Annotated in this window: 19 protein-coding genes; 10 read left to right on the top strand and 9 right to left on the bottom strand. The window is 65.4% G+C overall.

Going from position 1 to position 18,874, the window contains the following annotated elements:
- Positions 1-32 precede the first annotated feature (32 nt).
- From pheS to ASF43_RS15140, 7 genes are all read right to left on the bottom strand, one after another.
- Complete coding sequence (gene pheS, locus ASF43_RS15170; protein WP_056182567.1) at positions 33-1,109, bottom strand: phenylalanine--tRNA ligase subunit alpha; 1,077 nt, start codon at positions 1,107-1,109, stop codon at positions 33-35.
- A gap of 113 nt (positions 1,110-1,222) precedes the next feature.
- Entirely contained in the window at positions 1,223-1,582 is a 360-nt protein-coding gene (gene rplT, locus ASF43_RS15165) for a 50S ribosomal protein L20 (RefSeq protein WP_056182563.1), read from the bottom strand.
- 25 nt (positions 1,583-1,607) lie between these two features.
- Positions 1,608-1,811, bottom strand: a complete 204-nt coding sequence (rpmI, locus tag ASF43_RS15160; protein WP_056183445.1) for a 50S ribosomal protein L35 — start codon at positions 1,809-1,811, stop codon at positions 1,608-1,610.
- 180 nt (positions 1,812-1,991) lie between these two features.
- Complete coding sequence (gene infC / locus ASF43_RS15155; protein ID WP_082497871.1) at positions 1,992-2,585, bottom strand: translation initiation factor IF-3; 594 nt, start codon at positions 2,583-2,585, stop codon at positions 1,992-1,994.
- A 99-nt stretch (positions 2,586-2,684) separates the two neighbouring features.
- Entirely contained in the window at positions 2,685-4,592 is a 1,908-nt protein-coding gene (thrS, locus tag ASF43_RS15150; RefSeq protein ID WP_056182555.1) for a threonine--tRNA ligase, read from the bottom strand.
- Positions 4,593-4,849: 257 nt separating this feature from the next.
- The gene (gene aceA, locus ASF43_RS15145) at positions 4,850-6,181 is read right to left on the bottom strand and encodes an isocitrate lyase (RefSeq protein ID WP_056182553.1); all 1,332 of its coding nucleotides are present in this window, start codon (positions 6,179-6,181) and stop codon (positions 4,850-4,852) included.
- A gap of 290 nt (positions 6,182-6,471) precedes the next feature.
- A complete protein-coding gene (locus tag ASF43_RS15140) occupies positions 6,472-6,888 on the bottom strand; it encodes a gamma-glutamylcyclotransferase (protein ID WP_056182550.1) in 417 nt (138 codons plus the stop codon).
- A gap of 27 nt (positions 6,889-6,915) precedes the next feature.
- On the opposite strand from ASF43_RS15140, the gene ASF43_RS15135 reads away from it, so the two are divergent.
- Entirely contained in the window at positions 6,916-7,845 is a 930-nt protein-coding gene (locus tag ASF43_RS15135) for a DMT family transporter (protein WP_056182547.1), read from the top strand.
- Here the strand turns inward: ASF43_RS15135 and ASF43_RS15130 are convergent.
- The gene (locus tag ASF43_RS15130) at positions 7,832-8,326 is read right to left on the bottom strand and encodes an Lrp/AsnC family transcriptional regulator (protein ID WP_056182544.1); all 495 of its coding nucleotides are present in this window, start codon (positions 8,324-8,326) and stop codon (positions 7,832-7,834) included. The two genes, ASF43_RS15135 and ASF43_RS15130, sit on opposite strands and share 14 nt — an antisense overlap.
- Before the next feature lie 356 nt (positions 8,327-8,682).
- Here ASF43_RS15130 and ASF43_RS15125 point away from each other — a divergent pair, with 356 nt between their 5' ends.
- Positions 8,683-9,117, top strand: coding sequence for an SWIB/MDM2 domain-containing protein (locus ASF43_RS15125; protein ID WP_056182542.1), 435 nt, complete (start codon positions 8,683-8,685; stop codon positions 9,115-9,117).
- A gap of 56 nt (positions 9,118-9,173) precedes the next feature.
- On the opposite strand, the gene ASF43_RS15120 is transcribed toward ASF43_RS15125, so the two are convergent.
- A complete protein-coding gene (locus ASF43_RS15120) occupies positions 9,174-10,874 on the bottom strand; it encodes a thiamine pyrophosphate-binding protein (RefSeq protein WP_056182539.1) in 1,701 nt (566 codons plus the stop codon).
- 98 nt (positions 10,875-10,972) lie between these two features.
- On the opposite strand from ASF43_RS15120, the gene ASF43_RS15115 reads away from it, so the two are divergent.
- The 8 genes from ASF43_RS15115 (at position 10,973) to ASF43_RS15080 (ending at position 18,872) form a co-directional block, all read left to right on the top strand.
- The gene (locus ASF43_RS15115) at positions 10,973-11,620 is read left to right on the top strand and encodes a TetR/AcrR family transcriptional regulator (RefSeq protein ID WP_056182535.1); all 648 of its coding nucleotides are present in this window, start codon (positions 10,973-10,975) and stop codon (positions 11,618-11,620) included.
- Between the two features lie 91 nt (positions 11,621-11,711).
- Positions 11,712-12,683 (top strand): tripartite tricarboxylate transporter substrate binding protein, encoded by a 972-nt coding sequence (locus tag ASF43_RS15110; RefSeq protein WP_056182532.1) that lies wholly within the window; start codon positions 11,712-11,714, stop codon positions 12,681-12,683.
- A gap of 41 nt (positions 12,684-12,724) precedes the next feature.
- Entirely contained in the window at positions 12,725-13,888 is a 1,164-nt protein-coding gene (locus tag ASF43_RS15105; RefSeq protein WP_056182529.1) for a Gfo/Idh/MocA family protein, read from the top strand.
- 10 nt (positions 13,889-13,898) lie between these two features.
- Complete coding sequence (locus ASF43_RS15100) at positions 13,899-15,080, top strand: dihydrodipicolinate synthase family protein (RefSeq protein ID WP_056182526.1); 1,182 nt, start codon at positions 13,899-13,901, stop codon at positions 15,078-15,080.
- 42 nt (positions 15,081-15,122) lie between these two features.
- Complete coding sequence (locus ASF43_RS15095; protein WP_056182523.1) at positions 15,123-16,085, top strand: tripartite tricarboxylate transporter substrate binding protein; 963 nt, start codon at positions 15,123-15,125, stop codon at positions 16,083-16,085.
- The gene (locus tag ASF43_RS15090) at positions 16,063-16,764 is read left to right on the top strand and encodes an SDR family NAD(P)-dependent oxidoreductase (protein ID WP_056182521.1); all 702 of its coding nucleotides are present in this window, start codon (positions 16,063-16,065) and stop codon (positions 16,762-16,764) included. The genes ASF43_RS15095 and ASF43_RS15090 overlap by 23 nt, the downstream gene beginning before the upstream one ends.
- A 327-nt stretch (positions 16,765-17,091) precedes the next feature.
- Complete coding sequence (locus ASF43_RS15085; protein WP_056182518.1) at positions 17,092-17,988, top strand: NAD(P)-dependent oxidoreductase; 897 nt, start codon at positions 17,092-17,094, stop codon at positions 17,986-17,988.
- A gap of 8 nt (positions 17,989-17,996) precedes the next feature.
- Positions 17,997-18,872 carry a sugar phosphate isomerase/epimerase gene (locus ASF43_RS15080; RefSeq protein ID WP_056182516.1) on the top strand — a complete coding sequence of 292 codons (876 nt, stop codon included), beginning with the start codon at positions 17,997-17,999 and terminating at the stop codon, positions 18,870-18,872.
- Positions 18,873-18,874: the final 2 nt, after the last annotated feature.

The following is an 18,874-nucleotide window of genomic DNA, read 5'->3' as shown; positions in this document are numbered from 1 at the left end:
GGGTCTCGTCTATTCGATCGGCTGACGGCGGATTACTGGAACTGCGACAGGAAGCGCAGGTCCCCGTCGAAGAACTGGCGCAGGTCGCTCACACCGTAGCGCAGCATGGTCAGTCGGTCGGGGCCCATGCCAAAGGCAAAGCCGATCACGCGCTCAGGGTCCAGCCCCATGTTGCGCACGACGTTCGGGTGCACCTGGCCGGAACCGGCGACTTCAAGCCAACGGCCAGCCAGCGGGCCGCTCTGGAACTGGATGTCGACTTCGGCGCTGGGCTCGGTGAATGGAAAGAAGCTCGGCCGGAACCGCAGCACGAGGTCATCGCTCTCGAAGAAGCGGCGGCAGAAATCGGTGAACACGACCTTCAGGTCCTTGAAGCTCACGTTCTCGCCCAGCCACAGGCCTTCGCATTGATGGAACATCGGCGAGTGCGTGGCATCGCTGTCGATGCGGTAGGTACGGCCGGGCGCGATCACGCGAATCTCCGGCGCCTTCAGCGTGCCGGTAGTGTCGGCTGCCGCGGCCGCAAACGCTGCCGCGTGCCGGGCCACGTGCTGATGTGCATAACGCACCTGCATGGGGCTGGTGTGGGGCCGCAGGTTGTAGGCGATGCCGTCCTCGCCCTGGATGTCCACGTAGAACGTGTCCTGCATCGAACGCGCGGGGTGGTTCGGCGGGTTGTTCAGCGAGGTGAAGCTGTGCCAGTCGCTCTCGATCTCAGGCCCGTCGGCCACATCGAAACCCATGCTGGCGAAGATGGCCTCGATGCGCTCCAGCGTGCGCGAGACCGGGTGCAGGCCGCCTGCGCCGCGCTGGCGACCCGGCAGGCTCACGTCCAGCGCCTCGGCCTTCAGCTGCAGTGCCAGTTCGGCATTGGCCAGGGCCTGCCGCGATGCATTCAGTGCAGCTTCGATGGCCTGCTTGGCCTGGTTGATCGCAGCGCCACGCGTCTTCTTCTCGTCCACGCTGAGCGCGCCCATGCCCTTCATCAACTCGGTGATGCGGCCGGACTTGCCGAGGAAACGGGCCTTGGCGTTCTCGAGGTCGGCCGGCGTGGCTGCAGTGCTCAGCTCAGCTTGCGCCTGCGCGACGATGGCATCCAAATCGTTCATAGAAACTCGTGGCAAAAGAAAAAAGGCCGAGACTTCGTGGGAAGTCTCGGCCTCCGATGTCCTGAGCCGATGCGAAGCAGCTTCGACCCTCGCAGGTCGAAGCGCTTGCTAACTCAGGCCGCCAGCTTGGCCTTGACCTGCTCGACGATGCCGGCAAAAGCCAGCTTGTCGTGCACGGCGATATCGGCCAGCACCTTGCGGTCGATCTCGATCGACGCCTTCTTGAGGCCGTTGGCGAACTGGCTGTAGGTCAGGCCCAGTTCACGTGCAGCCGCGTTGATACGGGCGATCCACAGCTGACGGAACACCCGCTTGCGGGTCCGACGGTCCCGGTAGGCGTATTGGCCGGCCTTCATCACCGCCTGCTTGGCGATGCGGAAGACATTGCCGCGACGACCGCGGAAACCCTTGGCGAGGGTCAGAACTTTCTTGTGACGGGCACGGGCGGTTACACCACGTTTGACGCGAGGCATGTATTACTCCTTGTTCGTCTTGAGATCAGATACCACGGCCGGGCAGCATTTGCGCAACCGAGGCCATGTTGGTCTCGTGCACAGCAACCGCACCACGCAGATGGCGCTTGTTCTTGGTGGTCTTCTTGGTCAGGATGTGACGCTTGAAGGCTTGACCCCGCTTGACGGTGCCACCGGGACGAACGCGAAAGCGTTTCTTCGCGCTGCTCTTGGTCTTCATTTTGGGCATGTGCATGCTCCTTCTTGTTTGTGCTCGTGAGGCGCCGGAAACCGATCCCGGACTTGTTGGCCCCGAGCCACTTCTGTCATGGAAGCCTCTCAGGCTCCCAATCGGCGAAGGGCTTGCGCCCCTCGCCATCACGACGCACAGGTGACCGACCCGTGCTTCGCAAATCTCAAACCGCCTGCATCAGGAAGCTGCTGCCGGCGCGGCCTCCGCTGCCGGCTTCGCAGCCGGCTTCTTCTTGGCCGGCGCGATCATCATGATCATCTGCCGACCTTCCAGCTTCGGAAACTGCTCGACGATGATCAGATCCTGCAGGTCATTGCGGATGCGCTGCAGCAGCGCCATGCCGATTTCCTGGTGCGTGATCTCGCGGCCGCGGAAACGCAAGGTGATCTTGCACTTGTCGCCGTCCGCCAGGAAACGCTTGATGTTGCGCATCTTGATGTTGTAGTCGCCGTCGTCAGTACCAGGCCGGAATTTGACTTCCTTGATTTCGATGACCGTCTGCTTCGCCTTCGCGTCGGCCGCCTTCTTCTGTTCCTGGTACTTGAACTTGCCGTAGTCCATCAGACGGCACACCGGCGGATTGGCCGTGGCCACGATCTCCACCAAGTCGACGTCCAACTCCCCGGCCATGCGCAGAGCCTCCATCAGGCTGACGATGCCCAAAGGCTCATTCTCCGGGCCCGACAAACGGACTTCGGGCGCCATGATTTCACGGTTCAGGCGGTGTTTGCGTTCTTCGCGGTGACGACGGTCACGAAAATCAGTAGCGATGGCTCAAATCCTTCAACATCAAGCGCTATCCATTAAATAGCTAAAACCGCAACATGCGCGCGGGCCACGGCAGGATCAAGATCTTTGGAGATCCGAACTTCAAGCCTTGGAAGCGATGTCGCTGGCAATTCTCGACTGGAAGTCTTGAAGCGGCATCACACCGAGATCGACATTGCCTCGGGCACGCACTGCGACGGCACCTGCTTCGCGCTCCTTGTCACCAACGACGAGGATATAGGGAAGCTTTTGCATCGAATGCTCGCGTATTTTACGGGTAATCTTCTCGTTGCGCAGATCAAGCTCCACCCTAAGCCCTTGATCCACCAGCGTTTTGGCAAGTTCGCGACAGTATTCCGCCTGCGCGTCGGTGATACAGAGCACAGCAACCTGCTTTGGCGCGAGCCAGGCAGGCAGTGCGCCGGCATGCTGCTCGATCAGAATCCCGATAAAACGCTCCAGGCTGCCGACGATCGCGCGGTGCAGCATCACGGGGCGATGGCGCGCGCCATCTTCGCCGACGAACTCGGCATCCAGACGCTCCGGCAAGTTCGGATCGACCTGCATCGTGCCGCACTGCCATTGGCGCCCAAGCGCGTCCTTCAGCACGTATTCGATCTTGGGGCCGTAAAACGCGCCCTCCCCCGGCAGATATTCGAACTCGCAGCCCGATGCGCGCAGGCCTTCGGCCAACGCGGCTTCGGCCTTGTCCCAGCTTTCCTCGGTGCCGATGCGTTTCTCGGGGCGCGTGGACAGCTTGTAGAGGATTTCCGTGAAGCCGAAGTCCTTGTAGACCTTTTGCAGCAGCGTCGTGAAGGCCGCCACTTCACTCTGGATCATGTTTTCAGTGCAGAAGATGTGGCCGTCGTCCTGCGTAAAGCCGCGCACACGCATGATGCCGTGCAGCCCTCCCGTGGGCTCGTTGCGATGGCACTGGCCGAACTCGCCGAACCGCAGCGGTAGGTCGCGGTAGCTCTTGATGCCCTGCTTGAAGATCAAAATGTGTCCGGGGCAATTCATCGGCTTGAGCGCGTAGTCGCGCTTTTCCGATTCCGTGATGAACATGTTCTCGCGGTACTTATCCCAGTGACCCGTCTTCTCCCACAAGGCCTTGTCGAGGATCTGCGGCCCCTTGACCTCCTGGTAGCCGTTGTCGCGGTACACGCGGCGCATGTACTGCTCGACCTCCTGCCACAGCGTCCAGCCCTTGGGGTGCCAGAACACCATGCCGGGCGCGTATTCGTCGAGATGGAACAGGTCCAGCTCGCGGCCCAGCTTACGGTGGTCACGCTTCTCGGCTTCTTCCAGCATCGTCAGGTACTGCTGCAGTTCGTCCTTGCTGGCCCAGGCCGTGCCGTAAATGCGTTGCAGCATCTCGTTGCGGTGGTCGCCGCGCCAGTAGGCTCCCGCAACTTTCATCAGCTTGAAGAAACGCAGCTTGCCCGTGCTGGGGACATGCGGGCCACGGCACAGGTCTTCGAATTTGCCTTCGCGGTACAGCGACACATCTTCGTTGGCCGGGATGCTGGCGATGATCTCCGCCTTGTAGTGCTCGCCCAGGCTTTTGAAGTACGCCACGGCCTCGTCGCGCGGAAGCACGCGGCGCGTCACGGTCTCGTCCTTGGCCGCGAGTTCGGCCATCTTCTTCTCGATTGCGGCCAGATCTTCCGGCGTGAACGGGCGCTTGTACGAGAAGTCGTAATAGAAGCCGTGCTCGATCACCGGGCCGATCGTCACCTGCGCCTCTGGGAACAGCTCTTTCACCGCATAGGCCAGCAAATGCGCCGTCGAATGCCGGATCACGTCCAGGCCGTCGGCGTCCTTGGCCGTCACGATGGACAGCGGGCTGTCGGCCGCGATGACATGGCTGGTGTCGACGACCTTGCCGTCGATCTTGCCGGCCAGTGCCGCCTTGGCTAGGCCGGAGCCAATGGAGGCCGCGACCTCGGCGACCGAGACCGGGCCGGGAAACTCGCGCTGCGAGCCGTCCGGAAGCGTGATGTGGATCATGTGGGAACCCGTGGAGAGCGGATGAAAGGTGTGCCAGAAAAACAAAAGCGCGGAGGTGTCCGCGCTTTTGGTCTGGAGAGATGCAGGCAGGCGCGAACATGCGGCCTCAGCGGCCGGTGGGGATCCCCCTGGTAGTTCGCGGTGTCATAACCAGCATGCCTTTCTCGCCCTTGTTCGTTGCAGCAAAGCCCGCATTTTAGCTTCGCAAAAGAAAAAGGCCCCAGCAGAAGAACTGCCGGGGCCTTGCACTCAACCGATCAGTGGAATTGCTCTTCCTCGGTCGAACCGGTCAGCGCCTTGACGCTGGACGAGCCGCCCTGGATCACGGTGGTCACATCGTCGAAGTAGCCGGCGCCGACTTCCTGCTGGTGCGACACGAAGGTGTAGCCCTTGTCGCGGGCCGCGAACTCGGGCTCTTGCACCATGTCGACATAGTGCTTCATGCCTTCGCCGCGAGCATAGGCGTGAGCGAACTGGAACGTGTTGAACCAGTTGATGTGGATGCCCGCCAGCGTGATGAACTGGTACTTGTAGCCCAGGGCCGACAGGTCTTCCTGGAACGAGGCGATCTGCTTGTCGTCCAGGTTCTTTTTCCAGTTGAAGGAGGGCGAGCAGTTGTACGACAGCAGCTTGCCAGGGCAGGCGGCGTGCACGGCTTGCGCGAACTCGCGGGCAAAGCCGATGTCAGGCACGCCTGTTTCGCACCACACCAGGTCAGCGTACGGCGCGTAGGCCACGCCGCGGCTGATGGCTTGCTCCAAGCCGTTCTTGACGCGGTAAAAGCCTTCCTGCGTACGCTCGCCGGTCAGGAAGGGCTTGTCGTTTGCGTCGTGGTCGGACGTGATCAGGTTGGCGGCTTCCGCATCGGTGCGAGCCAGCACGATGGTGGAGACACCCATGACGTCGGCAGCAAAGCGCGCCGAGATCAGTTTCTCGCAGGCTTCATGCGTGGGCACTAGCACCTTGCCGCCCATGTGGCCACACTTCTTCACGGCAGCCAGCTGGTCTTCGAAATGCACACCGGCCGCGCCGGCGGCAATCATGTTCTTCATGAGTTCGAAGGCGTTCAGCACGCCGCCGAATCCTGCCTCCGCGTCTGCGACCACAGGCAGGAAGTAATCGATGAACTCCTTGCTGCCCGGCTCGATGCCACGGCCCCACTGGATTTCGTCGGCGCGCTTGAACGTGTTGTTGATGCGGCGGACCATGGTGGGCACCGAGTCGTAGGCGTACAGCGACTGGTCGGGGTACATGTTCTCGGAGGTGTTTCCGTCGGCGGCGACTTGCCAGCCCGACAGGTACACGGCTTCCAGGCCGGCTTTGGCCTGCTGCATGGCCTGGCCTGCGGAGATCGCACCGAAGGCGTTCACATAGCCCTTCTTGGCGCCACCGTTGATCTTGTCCCAGAGCTTTTCTGCGCCGCGGCGTGCGAGCGTGTGCTCGATCGGGAACGAGCCGCGCAGACGCACGACATCGGCAGCGCTGTAACCGCGCTTCACACCCTTCCAGCGGGGATTGGTGGCCCAGTCTTTTTCGAGGGCGGCGATCTGCTGTTCACGGCTCAATTGTTCGGACAAGGATTGGGGCATGGACTACTCCGTTGGTGATTGAAGGGGCTCCAGCAGCTTGTGCTGCATTGCAGCGAGCGCTTGGATGGCCAAATTCTAAGTCTTCTATAAGACATGAGAGCCTTCAACAGTCTTATATAAGACAAAAATTTTTTACTTCTAAATCAATAATATATGCATCTGTTTTCACAATACAGGAGCAAAATCGGCATCGCAAAATGTGGGGCTGCAGCGCAACCCCTCCAACCTTCCATCATGCGAAAACACTTTTTCGATAGCGCAGTGCAGTGCAGCAAGTCCCAACACAAGCTTTACGCACTCCACGCCAGCCAATCGCCCCGCGCGATCCGAGGCACCTGCTGCACTGACAGATAGAGCGGGTCGACTTCGTAGACCAGGCAGCGCAGGCGACGCCCATCGACCACAACCGCGACCTCACGCCGGATGTACTTGCCGACTGGCCTTGGACCGATGCCCTCGATCACGTCGAGCACGCGCTCCAGCGCCTCCTCGATCGCATAGACCTCGCCAATCACCATCCCCTCTCCACCCAGCACCAGGCCCGGATAGGCGCCGAAGTCGTACAGCGCGCCGGCGACCACGGCGGCACCAACCAATCGCGGTGCCGGCCTCAGCCGCGTGATGTCGTTGCTGCCGCCGCGGCGCAGCGTGCCGTAGACGAACACGTGGCGCTCGGCCTCGTCTGGGCCTGCATTGGCGTGGGGCATGATGGTCGGCTCCCTGCAAGACAAAACATGAGTCTATTGAACCCCGCTCTCAGCCGACTTGCCGCCTGTGCCTGCCTGGGCCTGAGCATGGCCCTGGTCGGCTCGTACGTGGCGCTGTCCAAGCCATTGGCCGCAGCGTTTCCCGTTCTGCTGCTGGCCTGGCTGCGCTTCGGCATCGCGGCCATCGCCATGCTGCCCTGGCTGCGCAAGCCGGCTGGCGAGCCGCCCATGGCCTCGTCGGTGCGCCGCCTGGTGTTCCTCGAGTCTTTCCTGGGCAACTTCCTGTTCTCCATCTGCATGGTCTACGGCGTCAGCATGACCAGCGCCGTGTCGGCTGGCGTTGTCATGGCCGCGATCCCCGCCGCGGTCGCCGTGGCGAGCTGGGCCCTGCTGCGCGAGCGCATCGGCCCACGCGTCTGGGCGGCGGTCGCCTGCGCCGTGTCCGGCATCGGGCTGCTGGGTCTGTCCGCTCCCGCGCATAGGCCATCCGAGGCCGCGCAAACCCATGCCGTACTGGGGCACCTGCTACTGTTCGGCGCCGTGCTGTGCGAGGCCGCCTATGCCGTGATCGGCAAGAAGCTGACCGGCACTCTCGGCCCCAAGCGCATCAGCGCCTTGATCAACCTGTGGGGCCTCGTGCTGGCTACGCCCTTCGGCCTGTACCTGGCTGCGTCATTCGACTTCGGCGCCGTGTCGCCGAGCTCCTGGATGCTGCTGGTCTTCTATGCGCTGGCGGCCAGCGTCTGGACGGTATGGCTCTGGATGACAGGCCTGAAGTCCATCCCGGCAGCCCAGGCTGGCGTCTTCACCGTCTTGCTGCCAGTGAGTGCAGCACTGGTCGGGGTGATGGCGCTCGGCGAGACCATGGGCTTGCTGCAGATCCTCGCACTCGCTTTTGCTCTCGTGGGCGTGGCGCTGGCCACCATGCCTGGCCGGCGCGACATCAACGCGCTGTGAGCCGGTGCGCCGCCGGCCGCACGTTCTCCTGCCGCGCCGGTAGCACGGGCGCGTTCTCGCGCGGCGCATTGAGCACGATCGAGGTCGAGGTGTCGGCCAGCAGGCAGAACTTGCTGACGACTGCGTCCAGATGCGCGACGTCGATCACCGCGATCTCCAGCACCCAGCTGTCTTCACCGGTGACGTTGAACGCGTTGATGACCTCCGGCGTCTGCTCGATCAGCTTGACCACGCGGGCGTACTCGGCGCGCCCAACGCGCACCAGCGCGCGGATTCCGTAGCCAAGACGCGACAGATCGATCTCGGCACGGTAGGCTTTGATCACGCCGGCGATCTCAAGCTTTCGCACGCGCTCCGTCACCGCAGGCTGGCTCAGATGCACACGTCGCCCGAGCTCGGCCATGGTCATGCGGGCATCACGCTGCAGTTCCGCGAGGATCCTGTCGTCATAGTCATCGAGCGCATGGGCTTCTGCGAACATTCAAACGGCTTTCATGGATCAAAGCAGCTGGCAAGTTTAAATCGATGGATCAAGATATTTCAGACTGATCCCTTTTGCGCACGAAGATCCTCCTGGTGCCAAAGCGCGCTCGCCGTCCACCTTGCGCGCCTGGCGTCTTCACACCAGGTCGCGGCGTGCATGGGTACGCGCGATGCACAGGCCCCGCAACACATGGCACTAAGGGGCGCGCTCCAGAGGAGAAACAGCGTGTCTCCAGAGAGAAAAAAGCTCCGTTTCCCCTTGGAAACGCGTTTCTTCTCCATTAGCATCCGCTCTGCCAGTGAGGAAGCAATCTTTCGCTGGTGAAGAGTCAACACCAAAAAAGGAAATTCATCATGGCAACTGCGAAGAAAGCGCCGGCGAAAGCGGCACCGGCAAAGAAGGCGGCTCCGGCCAAGAAGGCGGCTGCCGCTCCGGCAAAGAAGGCAGCCCCGGCCAAGAAGGCCGCTGCACCTGCAAAGACGGCAGCACCTGCAAAGAAGGCTGCAGCTCCGGCCAAGAAGGCAGCGCCCGCCAAGAAGCGCGCCGTCAACGCCGCCTTCATGAAGGCACTGACCCCCAGCGGCCCCCTGGCTGCCGTCGTGGGCGCAACGCCCCTGCCGCGCACCGAAGTGGTCAGCAAGCTGTGGGTCTACATCAAGAAGAACAAGCTGCAGGACGCCGTCAACAAGCGCATGATCAACGCCGACCCCAAGCTGAAGGAAGTCTTCGGCAAGGCCCAGGTGTCCATGTTCGAAATGGCTGGCCTGATCGGCAAGCACCTGAAGTAAGACGGCACCAGCTGTCGATCCAAAGGCCGGCACTCCCGGCCTTTTTCACGTCTGCGCTATGCCTGGCCGGCCTTGTTCAACGCAGCTTGCGTGATGGCCGTGAGCGTGCCGCGCGTGGTGATGACCTCCGGGTCCAGCACCACCTCGATCAGCGTGCCCTCGGGCCGCTCCAGCGCTGCCAGCAGTTGCGCCTCGAACTCGGCCGTCGCCGTGATGCGCACGCCCGCATAGCCGTAGGCCTGGGCCAGCTTCACGAAATCGGGGTTGGCCAACGCCGTGCCGCTGACCTTGCGCGGGTACTCGCGCTCCTGGTGCATGCGGATGGTGCCGAACATGCCGTTGTTGAGCAGCAGCACGATGCTCTTGGCGCCGCATTGCATAGCCGTGGCCAGCTCCTGCCCGTTCATCATGAAATCGCCGTCGCCCGCAATCGTGAACGCCGTACGGCCGGTCGTGATCGCCGCCGCGATGGCCGCCGGCACGCCGTAGCCCATGGCGCCATTGGTCGGCGCCAACTGCGTCTTGTGGCCCTTGGCCAGGCCGTGGTGGCGGAAGAAGCGGTGCATCCAGCTTGCGAAGTTGCCTGCGCCGTTGGTCACCACTGCGTCGTCTGGCAGGTGCTTTTGCAGCAGGCCGATGATGGCCGGCATGTCGATGTCGCCCGGCAGCGCCTGCGGCTGCAGGTTCTCCACGTAGTCGGCGTTGGCGGCGCGCGCCCACTCCTCCCAGGGCAGTTCGGTCGGCGCGGTCAGCACCTCCAGCGAACGCGCGGCCGCATTCATCGTGGCGTTGATCGCCAGGTCGGCTTGGTAGACGCGGTTCAGCTCCTCGGCGCTGGAATGGATGTGCACCAGCTTCTGCTTCGCCTTGGGCGCCTGCAGCAGCGTGTAGCCGCCCGTGGTCATCTCGCCCAGGCGCGGGCCGATGGCAATCACGAGATCGCTGTCCTTGATGCGCTGCGCCAGCTTGGGGTTCAGGCCGATGCCCACGTCGCCCGCGTACAGCGGATGCCAGTTGTCGAAGGTGTCCTGGAAGCGGAAGGCGTTGCCGACGGGCAGCTTCCAGTTCTCGGCGAAGCGCTGCAGCGCCTGGGCCGACTGCGGCGTCCAGCCGCTGCCACCGGCGATCACGAAGGGCTGCTTCGACGCCAGCAGCATCTCGCGCAGCGTGCGCAGCGCGCCCGGGTCGCTCCAGGCCTGCACCGGCTCGACGCGGGCCAGCGGCGCCACGTCGACCTCCTGCACCAGCATGTCCTCTGGCAGCACCAGCACCACCGGACCGGGCCGGCCGTTCATGGCCGTGGCGAAGGCGCGCGCCACGTATTCCGGAATGCGCCGCGCGTCGTCGATGCGCTCCACGCGCTTGGCGAAGCCCTTGGTGCTGGGGCCGAAGAAGCTCTGGTAGTCGACCTCCTGAAACACCTCGCGGTCGCGCGAGTCGCTGGCCACGTCGCCCACGAACAGCACCATGGGCGTGGAATCCTGGAAGGCCGTGTGCACGCCGATCGAGGCGTTGGTCGCGCCTGGCCCGCGCGTCACGAAGCACACGCCCGGCCGGCCGGTCAGCTTGCCATGCGCCTCTGCCATGAAGGCCGCCCCGCCCTCCTGCCGGTTGATCACGAACTGGATGCGGTCGCCATAGGCATGGAAGCCGTCCAGTGCCGCTAGATAACTCTCGCCCGGCACGCCGAACACGTGGCTGACACCTTGTTCGACGAGACACTGCACCAACAAATGGCCTGCGATCTGTTTGCTCATGGAATTCCTGTGGGAAGCTGCGTTGTGAGACGGCGGCCATTATCTGACGCAGGCCCTGGCACTTGCTTTTATTCACCATTCAGTTAACTATTTGCCCCATGAGCGCCACCCCCACCCCCCTGGAGCCGCGCACCCGCGATGCCGACCGCTCGCAGCTCATCATCCTGGATTCCGCCCGCGAGGAGTTCGCGCGCCACGGCCTGGCGGGCGCCCGCGTGGACCGCATCGCCGACCGCGCAGGCGTCAACAAGCGGCTCATCTACTACTACTTCGACAGCAAGGACGGCCTGTTCCTGGCCGTGCTGGAGCAGAGCTACCTGGACATCCGCGAGGCCGAGAAGCAGTTGCACTTGAGCGAGCTGCCGCCGGCCCAGGCGCTGCGCCGGCTGACCGAGTTCACCTGGGACTACTACCTCGCCCACCCCGAGTTCCTGACGCTGCTCAACAGCGAAAACCTGCACCGCGGCACGCATCTGGCGCAGTCGGGGAAGGTGCGCGAGATGAACTCGCCGCTGATCGACACACTGGCCGAGATCCTGGAGCGTGGCCGTGCCGAAGGCCTGTTTCGCGGCGGTGTCGACCCGCTGCAGCTCTACGTGTCGATCGCCGGCATGGCGTACTTCTACCTGTCGAACCAGCACACGCTGGCAGCGGTGTTCGGCCGCGACCTCATGACGCCCAAGGCGCTCCACGAACGCCTGTCCCACATGTGCGAAGTCGTCCTAGGGTATGTACTTAGAAGCTGAAAGCGGGCGCGCGTTGACGCGGGCACGTCAGCCTCCCTAGAATCCGACAATTCACCGAATGGTGAAAACAACCACCTTCCGGAGACCTGCCATGTCCTTGACCCGCCTTGCCGTCGCGCTGGCCGCCGCGGCCCTGCTGCCCCAGATCGCCGCCGCCCAGAACGCCTACCCGAACAAGCCGATCCGCGTGGTCGTGCCCTTCGCGGCCGGCAGCACCACCGACATCATTGCGCGCGCGATTGCCGACAAGATGGGCCAGAGCCTCGGCCAGACGCTGGTGGTCGACAACCGCGGCGGCGCCAGCGGCACCATCGGCCAGCAGGCCGTGGCCACGGCCGCGCCGGATGGCTACACCATCATGATCCACTCGTCGTCGCACACGGTGAGCCCATCCACCTTCGCCAAGCTGCCGTTCGACACCGTGGCCGATTTCGCCGGCGTCACACCGATCTCGAGCACGCCCAACGTGCTGGTGATCTCGCCGGCCAAGGGCATCAAGACGGTGCAGGACCTGGTAGCCAAGGCCAAGGCCAACCCGGGTCAGATGAACTTCGCCTCCGCCGGCCAGGGCAGCGCCACGCACCTGAACGCCGAGAAGTTCAAGATGGCCGCGCACATCGACGCGACCAACATCCCGTTCAAGGGCTCGGCCGAGGCCGTGACCGAAGTACTGGCCGGCCGCGTGGACTACTACTTCTCGCCGATCGCACCCGTCATCGGCCAGATCAAGGAAGGCCAGTTGCTGGCCCTGGCCGTGGGCTCGCCCAAGCGCGCCAGCGCGCTGCCCGACGTGCCGACCACGGCCGAAGGCGGCGTGCCGGGCTCTGAGTTCAACTTCTGGATCGGCATGATGGCCCCAGCCAAGACGCCGCGCGACATCGTGAACCGGCTGCACGACGAGGTCGTCAAGGCGCTTGCCAGCCCCGAGGTCAAGGAACGCTTCCTGAAGCTGGGCGCCGACGCCTGGACGCTCAAGCCCGAAGAGTTCGACGCCTACATCAAGACCGAGATCGCCGCCAACGCGAAGCTCGTGAAAGCCGCCGGCCTCACGCCCGCGCAGTAAGCCGCCACCCCTCCACCTCCACGTTTTGCAGGACTTCTGATATGGCTACCCAACGTCTCGGCCTGATCATGCACGGTGTCACCGGCCGCATGGGCATGAACCAGCACCTGATCCGCTCCATCGTCGCGATCCGCGCCCAGGGCGGCGTGACGCTCTCCAACGGCGACAAGGTCATGCCCGACCCCATCCTGATCGGCCGCAACGCCGAGAAGATCGAGGCCCTGGCCCGCGCGCACGGCATCGAGCGCTGGGGCACCAACCTCGAAGCGGCGCTGGCCAACAAGGACGACACGGTGTTCTTCGACGCCGGCACCACGCAAATGCGCCCCACGCTGCTGGCCCAGGCCCTGCGCGCCGGCAAGCATGTCTACTGCGAAAAGCCCATTGCCACCACGCTGGCCGAGGCGCTGGACATCGCCAAGGTGGCCAACAAGTCGGGCCTCAAGCACGGCGCCGTGCAGGACAAGCTGTTCCTGCCCGGCCTGCGCAAGCTGGACATGCTGCGCCGCGCCGACTTCTTCGGCCGCATGCTCAGCGTGCGCCTGGAGTTCGGCTACTGGGTGTTCGAGGGCGACCTGCAGCCCATCCAGCGCCCGAGCTGGAATTACCGCAGCGAAGACGGCGGCGGCATGATCCTGGACATGATGTGCCACTGGCGCTATGTGCTGGACAACCTGTTCGGCGAGGTGCAGTCGGTCTCGTGCCTGGCCGCCACCCACATCCCCAAGCGCTGGGACGAAGCCGGCAAGCCCTACACGGCCACCGCCGACGACGCGGCCTACGCCACCTGCGAACTTAAGGGCCACAACGGCGAGCCCGTGGTCGCGCAACTCAACATGAGCTGGGCCACGCGCGTGCGCCGCGACGACCTGGTGACCTTCCATGTGGACGGCACGCACGGCTCGGCCGTGGCGGGCCTCTCGGACTGCCGCGCGCAAAGCCGCGTGAACACGCCGCGCCCGGTGTGGAACCCCGACGTCAAGCAGACCATGAACTTCTTCGACCAATGGCAGGAAGTGCCCGATTCCATGGTCTACGACAACGGTTTCAAGATCCAGTGGGAGCACTTCATCCGCCACGTGGTCGAAGACGCGCCCTATGCCTGGACGCTGCCCGAAGGCGCCAAGGGTGTGCAGCTGGTCGAGGCCGCGCTGCAATCGCACAAGGAACGCCGCTGGGTCGACGTGCCCTCGCTGACGGTCTGAGGAACGCGCCATGGCCTTGTCGCTCAACCTCCCCACCGCCACCGGCATCGCGCCCTACGCGCTGCGCGGCACGCCGCTGGCGCGCCCGGCCGCCGGCACACAGTTCAACCGCATCGCGTACTCGGCCGCCCACGTGGTCGCAGACCCGCTGGCCGCGGTCGACCCGTGGCTGACCGCCGCCATCGACTGGGACACCACCATCGCCTACCGCCAGCACCTGTGGTCGCTGGGCCTGGGCGTGGCCGAGGCCATGGACACGGCGCAGCGCGGCATGGGCCTGGACTGGCCGACCTCGCTGGAGCTGATCCGCCGCTCGCTGGACGCCGCCAAGGACCACCCGGGCGCCATCGTCGCCTCCGGCTGCGGCACGGACCACCTGGACATCGACGCCGTGAAAAGCGTGGACGACGTGATCCGCGGCTACGAAGAGCAGATGGCCGCCATCGAGAAGCTGGGCGGCAAGCTCATCATCATGGCCAGCCGCGCGCTGGCGCGCGTGGCCAAGAGCCCGGCCGACTACGAGCGCGTGTACGGCCGCATCCTGTCGCAGGTCAAACAGCCCGTGGTGCTGCACTGGCTCGGCCCCATGTTCGACCCGGCCCTCGCCGGCTACTGGGGCACCGACGACGTGGACGCCGCGATGGACACGGCCCTGGCCGTCATCGCCGCGAACCCGACCAAGGTCGACGGCATCAAGATCTCGCTGCTCGACAAGGACAAGGAAATCGCCATGCGCCGGCGCCTGCCCGCGGGCGTGCGCATGTACACGGGCGACGACTTCAACTACGCCGAGCTGATCGCGGGCGACGGCTGGGGCGAGCAGCCGCTGCACGGCCAGAGCGACGCGCTGCTGGGCATCTTCGACGCGATCGCGCCGGCCGCCAGCGCCGCCCTGGGCAAGCTGGCCGAGGGCAAGCTCGACGAGTTCCACGCCATCCTGGGCCCCACGGTGCCGCTGTCGCGCCACATCTTTGCGGCGCCCACGCGCTTCTACAAGACGGGCGTGGTGTTCATGGCCTGGCTCAACGGCCACCAGAAGCACTTCACCATGGTCGGCGGCCAGCAGAGCACCCGCTCGCTGCAGCACTTCGCCGAACTGTTCCGCCTGGCCGATGCGGCCAACGTGCTGGAAAAGCCCGAGCTGGCCGTGCAGCGCATGCGCGCGCTGCTGGCCGTACACGGCCTGGATTGAAACCCGCGGGCCATCACCGGCCCGCTTTTGAGGAGACACACGATGCACGACGTTTCGCGCCGGGCCCTGGCGGCCCTTGCCCTGGCCCTTCCCTTCACGGCCGCGCTGGCCAGTGACTACCCCAACAAGCCGGTGCGGGTCATCATCCCGTTTCCGCCCGGCGGCACGCTGGACACCGTGGGCCGTTTGCTCGCGCAAAAGCTCGGCGAGCAGACCGGCCAGAGCTTCATCGTGGACAACCGCCCGGGCGGCAACGCCACCATCGGATCGAACAACGTGGCCAAGGCCCCGGCCGACGGCTACACGCTGCTGTTCAACGCGTCCACGTTCACTACGTCCACGCACTTCCTGAAGACGCCGCCCTACGACCCGCTCACCGACTTCACGCCCATCGCGCTGGTGGCCAAGGCGCCGCTGTCGGTCTCGGTGAACAAGGACCTGCCGATCACCGACGTGAAGTCGCTGGTCTCGCATGCCAAGGCCAATCCCGGCAAGCTCAGCTTCGCAGTGGGCTCCATCGCCTCGGCCGGGCATTTCTCGACCGAACTGCTCAAGAGCAGCGCCGGCCTGAACCTGCAGATCGTGCCGTACAAGGGCTCGGCCCCGGCCTACCAGGACCTGGTGGGCGGCCAGATTGCCGGCTTCGTGGACCCGGTGCTGGGCGCGACATCCTTCTACAAGAGCGGCATGTTGAAGATCATCGCCGTCACGTCCAAGACGCGGCTGCCCACGCTGCCCGAAGTGCCCACGGTGGGCGAGACGATCCCGGGCTACGAGTTCTACAGCTGGTATGGGCTGTGGGGCCCGGCCAAGCTGCCGGCCGACGTGGTGCAGAAACTCAACGCCGAGGTCAACAAGGCGCTGGCCGGCGAGATGAAGGAGCGGCTCACGTCGCAGGGCATCCTGCTCGGCGGTGGCACGCCGGACGAGTTCGCGCGCTTCCAGAAGGACGACACGGCACGTGCGTTCAAGACGATCGCCGATGCCAACATCAAGCCCGAGTGAGATGCGCGCGGTCGTGACCGGCAGCAGCGCTGGCATCGGCGCGGCGATTGCGAGGACCTTGCTCGCGCAGGGCTGGGCGGTGACCGGCTTTGATCGCACGCCGGCCAGCATCGTGCACGCGGGCTTCACGCCGGTCACTGTCGATCTGGCCGACGCCGACGCCACCGAGGTGGCAAGCCGTGCGGCCGTGGGCGCGCAAGCCCTGGTCCACGCAGCCGGTGTGATGCGCGTGGCACCGCTCGGCGGCCTTGACGCTGCCGACGGCCAACGCATGTGGGCCTTGCACGTGGACGCGCTCAGCCGCATCGCCAACCATCTGGTTCCCGCCATGGCCGCTGCTGGTCAGGGCCGTGTGGTGCTGATCGGAAGCCGCGTGGCCTCTGGCGTCGCAGGCCGCAGCCAGTACGCAGCCACGAAGGCCGCGATGGTCGCGCTGGCGCGCAGCTGGGCGGCCGAGGTGGTGGCGCGTGGCGTGACGGTCAACGTGGTATCGCCTGCGGCTACGCGCACGGGGATGCTGGCCGACCCCGCTCGCCAGGCTGAGAAGCCCAAGCTGCCTCCCATGGGGCGCTTGATCGAGCCCGAGGAGATTGCGGCGCTGGTGGGGTTTCTTTTGTCGCCTGCTGCGGCGGCCATTACGGGGCAGGACATTCGGGTTTGCGGTGGGGCTTCGTTGTGATGGCAACGGGCCACGCTCTTGGGCGCGACCACGCCGACGGTGGACGGAACGAAGCGAATGTCCCCCGGCCGCGCCGGCCTGCGGCCGGCGCGGCCTCCTCCTTGATTTCGCTGCGTAGAGCACACCATCGTCGCGGTCCTTCAGCGCTCCGGTTGATCAGCCGGCACGACGCGATGCTTCCTGGGTCGAGGGTATCGGGTGGCTTTCGCAGCGAAATCAAGGAGGAGGCCGCCAGGCCGGGGGACATTCGCGGAGAAAGCTACCCGGTGGCCTCGGCCCACGCACGACCTCCGCGCCCGACTGCCTTGAGCGCCAGGGATCAATGACATGGACCACGACCAACACCCCGTCGGCCTCATCGGCCTCGGCCTCGTCGGCCAGGCCATCGCCCAACGCCTGAAAGCGGCTGGCATCGCCACGCTGGGCTACGACATCCGCGCCGAAGCGCGCGAGGCCTTCGCCGCCCAGGGCTTCGCGATCGCTTCAACGGCGAAAGAGGTCGGCGCCATATCCCCCACCGTCCTGCTGGCCGTGTTCGACACGGCCGGTGTGATCGACAGTGTGGAGGGCGCGGACAGCCTGCTCGCCGGCCCCGCGCCCCAGACCTCGCTGCTGATCGACTGCTCCACCGGCGACCCTGAATTGCTGCAAGCGCTGTCCGAACGCCTGGCCGCGCGCGGCGTGGCTTTCGTCGAAGCACCGCTCTCCGGCTCCAGCGAACAGATCGGCGCCGGCACCGCGACCATGCTGGTCGGCACCGATGCAGCAACCTTCGAGCGCGCCACACCGCTGCTCTCTGCCATCTCGCAGACCCGCGTGCATGTGGGCGGCGCCGGCATGGGCGCGCGCGCCAAGCTGGCCACCAACCTGGTGCTGGGCCTGAACCGCGCCGTGCTGGCCGAGGGCATGGTGTTCGCCGAACGACTGGGCATCGCGCCCGCAGCCTTCCTGGAACTGGTGCTGGCCACGCCGGCCCGCTCGGCCGCGGCCGAGGCCAAGGGCCGCATGATGGTGGAGGAGCGTTTCGCGCCGCAGTCGCGCATCCGCCAGCACCTGAAGGACGTGGACCTGATGCTGGCCGCCGCTGCCACGCACGGCCAGGGCCTGCCGCTGTCGCAGACGCACGCTGCGCTCATGCGCGCGGCCGTGGCAGCCGGCGACGGCGAACTCGACAACGCCGCCATCGTGCGCCAACTGCGGCGCGAAAAGATCAAGATTTCCTGAGGTTTCCCATGCGTGATTTCTCCTCCAGCCACGAGTGGCTTTCCATGAACACCGCCACCGTGCGCAAGCAATGGCAGCTGCCGCAGATCATCGACGAGTGCGCACGCCGCGGCATCCGCGCGATCAGCCCCTGGCGCGACCAGGTGGCCGCCGCGGGGCTGGAGGCGACGCAGAGGCAGTTGAAGGCACACGGCATGGGCCTCTCCGGCTACTGCCGCGGCGGCTTCTACCCAGCCGCCGACAAGGCCGGCCTGGCCGCCGCGCTGGACGACAACCGCCGCGCCATCGACGAGGCCAAGATGCTGGATGCGCCCTGCGTGGTGCTGGTGGTCGGTGCCCTGCCCGGCGCGCTGCAGGGCAAGCCGGCCTACACCGACATCGCCCGCGCCCGCAACGAAGTGCGCGACGGCATCGCGGCCTCGCTGGACTACGCGCGCGAGGTCGGCATGCCGCTGGCCATCGAGCCGCTGCACCCCATGCAGGCGGCCGAGCGCGCCTGCGTCAACACCCTGGAGCACGCGCTGGACCTGTGCGACGAGCTCGACCCCGGCCAGACCGGCATGCTGGGCGTGGCCATGGACGTGTACCACTGCTGGTGGGACCCGAAGCTCGAGCAGCAGATCGCCCGCGCGGGCGACGCGAAGAAGTCGCGCCTGCTGGCCTTCCACGTCTGCGACTGGCTCACGCCCACGCGCGACCTGCTGAACGACCGCGGGATGATGGGCGATGGCGTGGTCGAGCTCAGGAAGATCCGCGGCTGGGTCGAGCAGACCGGCTTCGCGGGCTTCGCTGAAGTGGAGATCTTCTCGGAACTGGACTGGTGGCAGCGCCCCGGCGCCGAAGTGCTGGACACCTGCATCGAACGGCACAAGAGCGCGGTATAACG

The organism is Pseudorhodoferax sp. Leaf267, assembly GCF_001422405.1.
Classification (GTDB): domain Bacteria; phylum Pseudomonadota; class Gammaproteobacteria; order Burkholderiales; family Burkholderiaceae_C; genus Pseudorhodoferax.
This window is presented reverse-complemented; position numbering and strand designations above follow the sequence as displayed.

Bases quoted from the DNA above. Each gene is read 5' to 3' on its own strand.
- ASF43_RS15090 (WP_056182521.1), top strand. From the start codon at position 16,063: ATGCCAACATCAAGCCCGAGTGAGATGCGCGCGGTCGTGACCGGCAGC.
- ASF43_RS15100 (WP_056182526.1), top strand. From the start codon at position 13,899: ATGGCCTTGTCGCTCAACCTCCCCACCGCCACCGGCATCGCGCCCTAC.
- ASF43_RS15115 (WP_056182535.1), top strand. From the start codon at position 10,973: ATGAGCGCCACCCCCACCCCCCTGGAGCCGCGCACCCGCGATGCCGAC.
- ASF43_RS15140 (WP_056182550.1), bottom strand. From the start codon at position 6,888: ATGCCCCACGCCAATGCAGGCCCAGACGAGGCCGAGCGCCACGTGTTC.
- ASF43_RS15095 (WP_056182523.1), top strand. From the start codon at position 15,123: ATGCACGACGTTTCGCGCCGGGCCCTGGCGGCCCTTGCCCTGGCCCTT.
- ASF43_RS15080 (WP_056182516.1), top strand. From the start codon at position 17,997: ATGCGTGATTTCTCCTCCAGCCACGAGTGGCTTTCCATGAACACCGCC.
- ASF43_RS15110 (WP_056182532.1), top strand. From the start codon at position 11,712: ATGTCCTTGACCCGCCTTGCCGTCGCGCTGGCCGCCGCGGCCCTGCTG.
- ASF43_RS15130 (WP_056182544.1), bottom strand. From the start codon at position 8,326: ATGTTCGCAGAAGCCCATGCGCTCGATGACTATGACGACAGGATCCTC.
- ASF43_RS15120 (WP_056182539.1), bottom strand. From the start codon at position 10,874: ATGAGCAAACAGATCGCAGGCCATTTGTTGGTGCAGTGTCTCGTCGAA.
- ASF43_RS15135 (WP_056182547.1), top strand. From the start codon at position 6,916: ATGAGTCTATTGAACCCCGCTCTCAGCCGACTTGCCGCCTGTGCCTGC.
- thrS (WP_056182555.1), bottom strand. From the start codon at position 4,592: ATGATCCACATCACGCTTCCGGACGGCTCGCAGCGCGAGTTTCCCGGC.
- ASF43_RS15125 (WP_056182542.1), top strand. From the start codon at position 8,683: ATGGCAACTGCGAAGAAAGCGCCGGCGAAAGCGGCACCGGCAAAGAAG.
- ASF43_RS15085 (WP_056182518.1), top strand. From the start codon at position 17,092: ATGGACCACGACCAACACCCCGTCGGCCTCATCGGCCTCGGCCTCGTC.
- ASF43_RS15105 (WP_056182529.1), top strand. From the start codon at position 12,725: ATGGCTACCCAACGTCTCGGCCTGATCATGCACGGTGTCACCGGCCGC.
- aceA (WP_056182553.1), bottom strand. From the start codon at position 6,181: ATGCCCCAATCCTTGTCCGAACAATTGAGCCGTGAACAGCAGATCGCC.
- pheS (WP_056182567.1), bottom strand. From the start codon at position 1,109: ATGAACGATTTGGATGCCATCGTCGCGCAGGCGCAAGCTGAGCTGAGC.
- rplT (WP_056182563.1), bottom strand. From the start codon at position 1,582: ATGCCTCGCGTCAAACGTGGTGTAACCGCCCGTGCCCGTCACAAGAAA.
- rpmI (WP_056183445.1), bottom strand. From the start codon at position 1,811: ATGCCCAAAATGAAGACCAAGAGCAGCGCGAAGAAACGCTTTCGCGTT.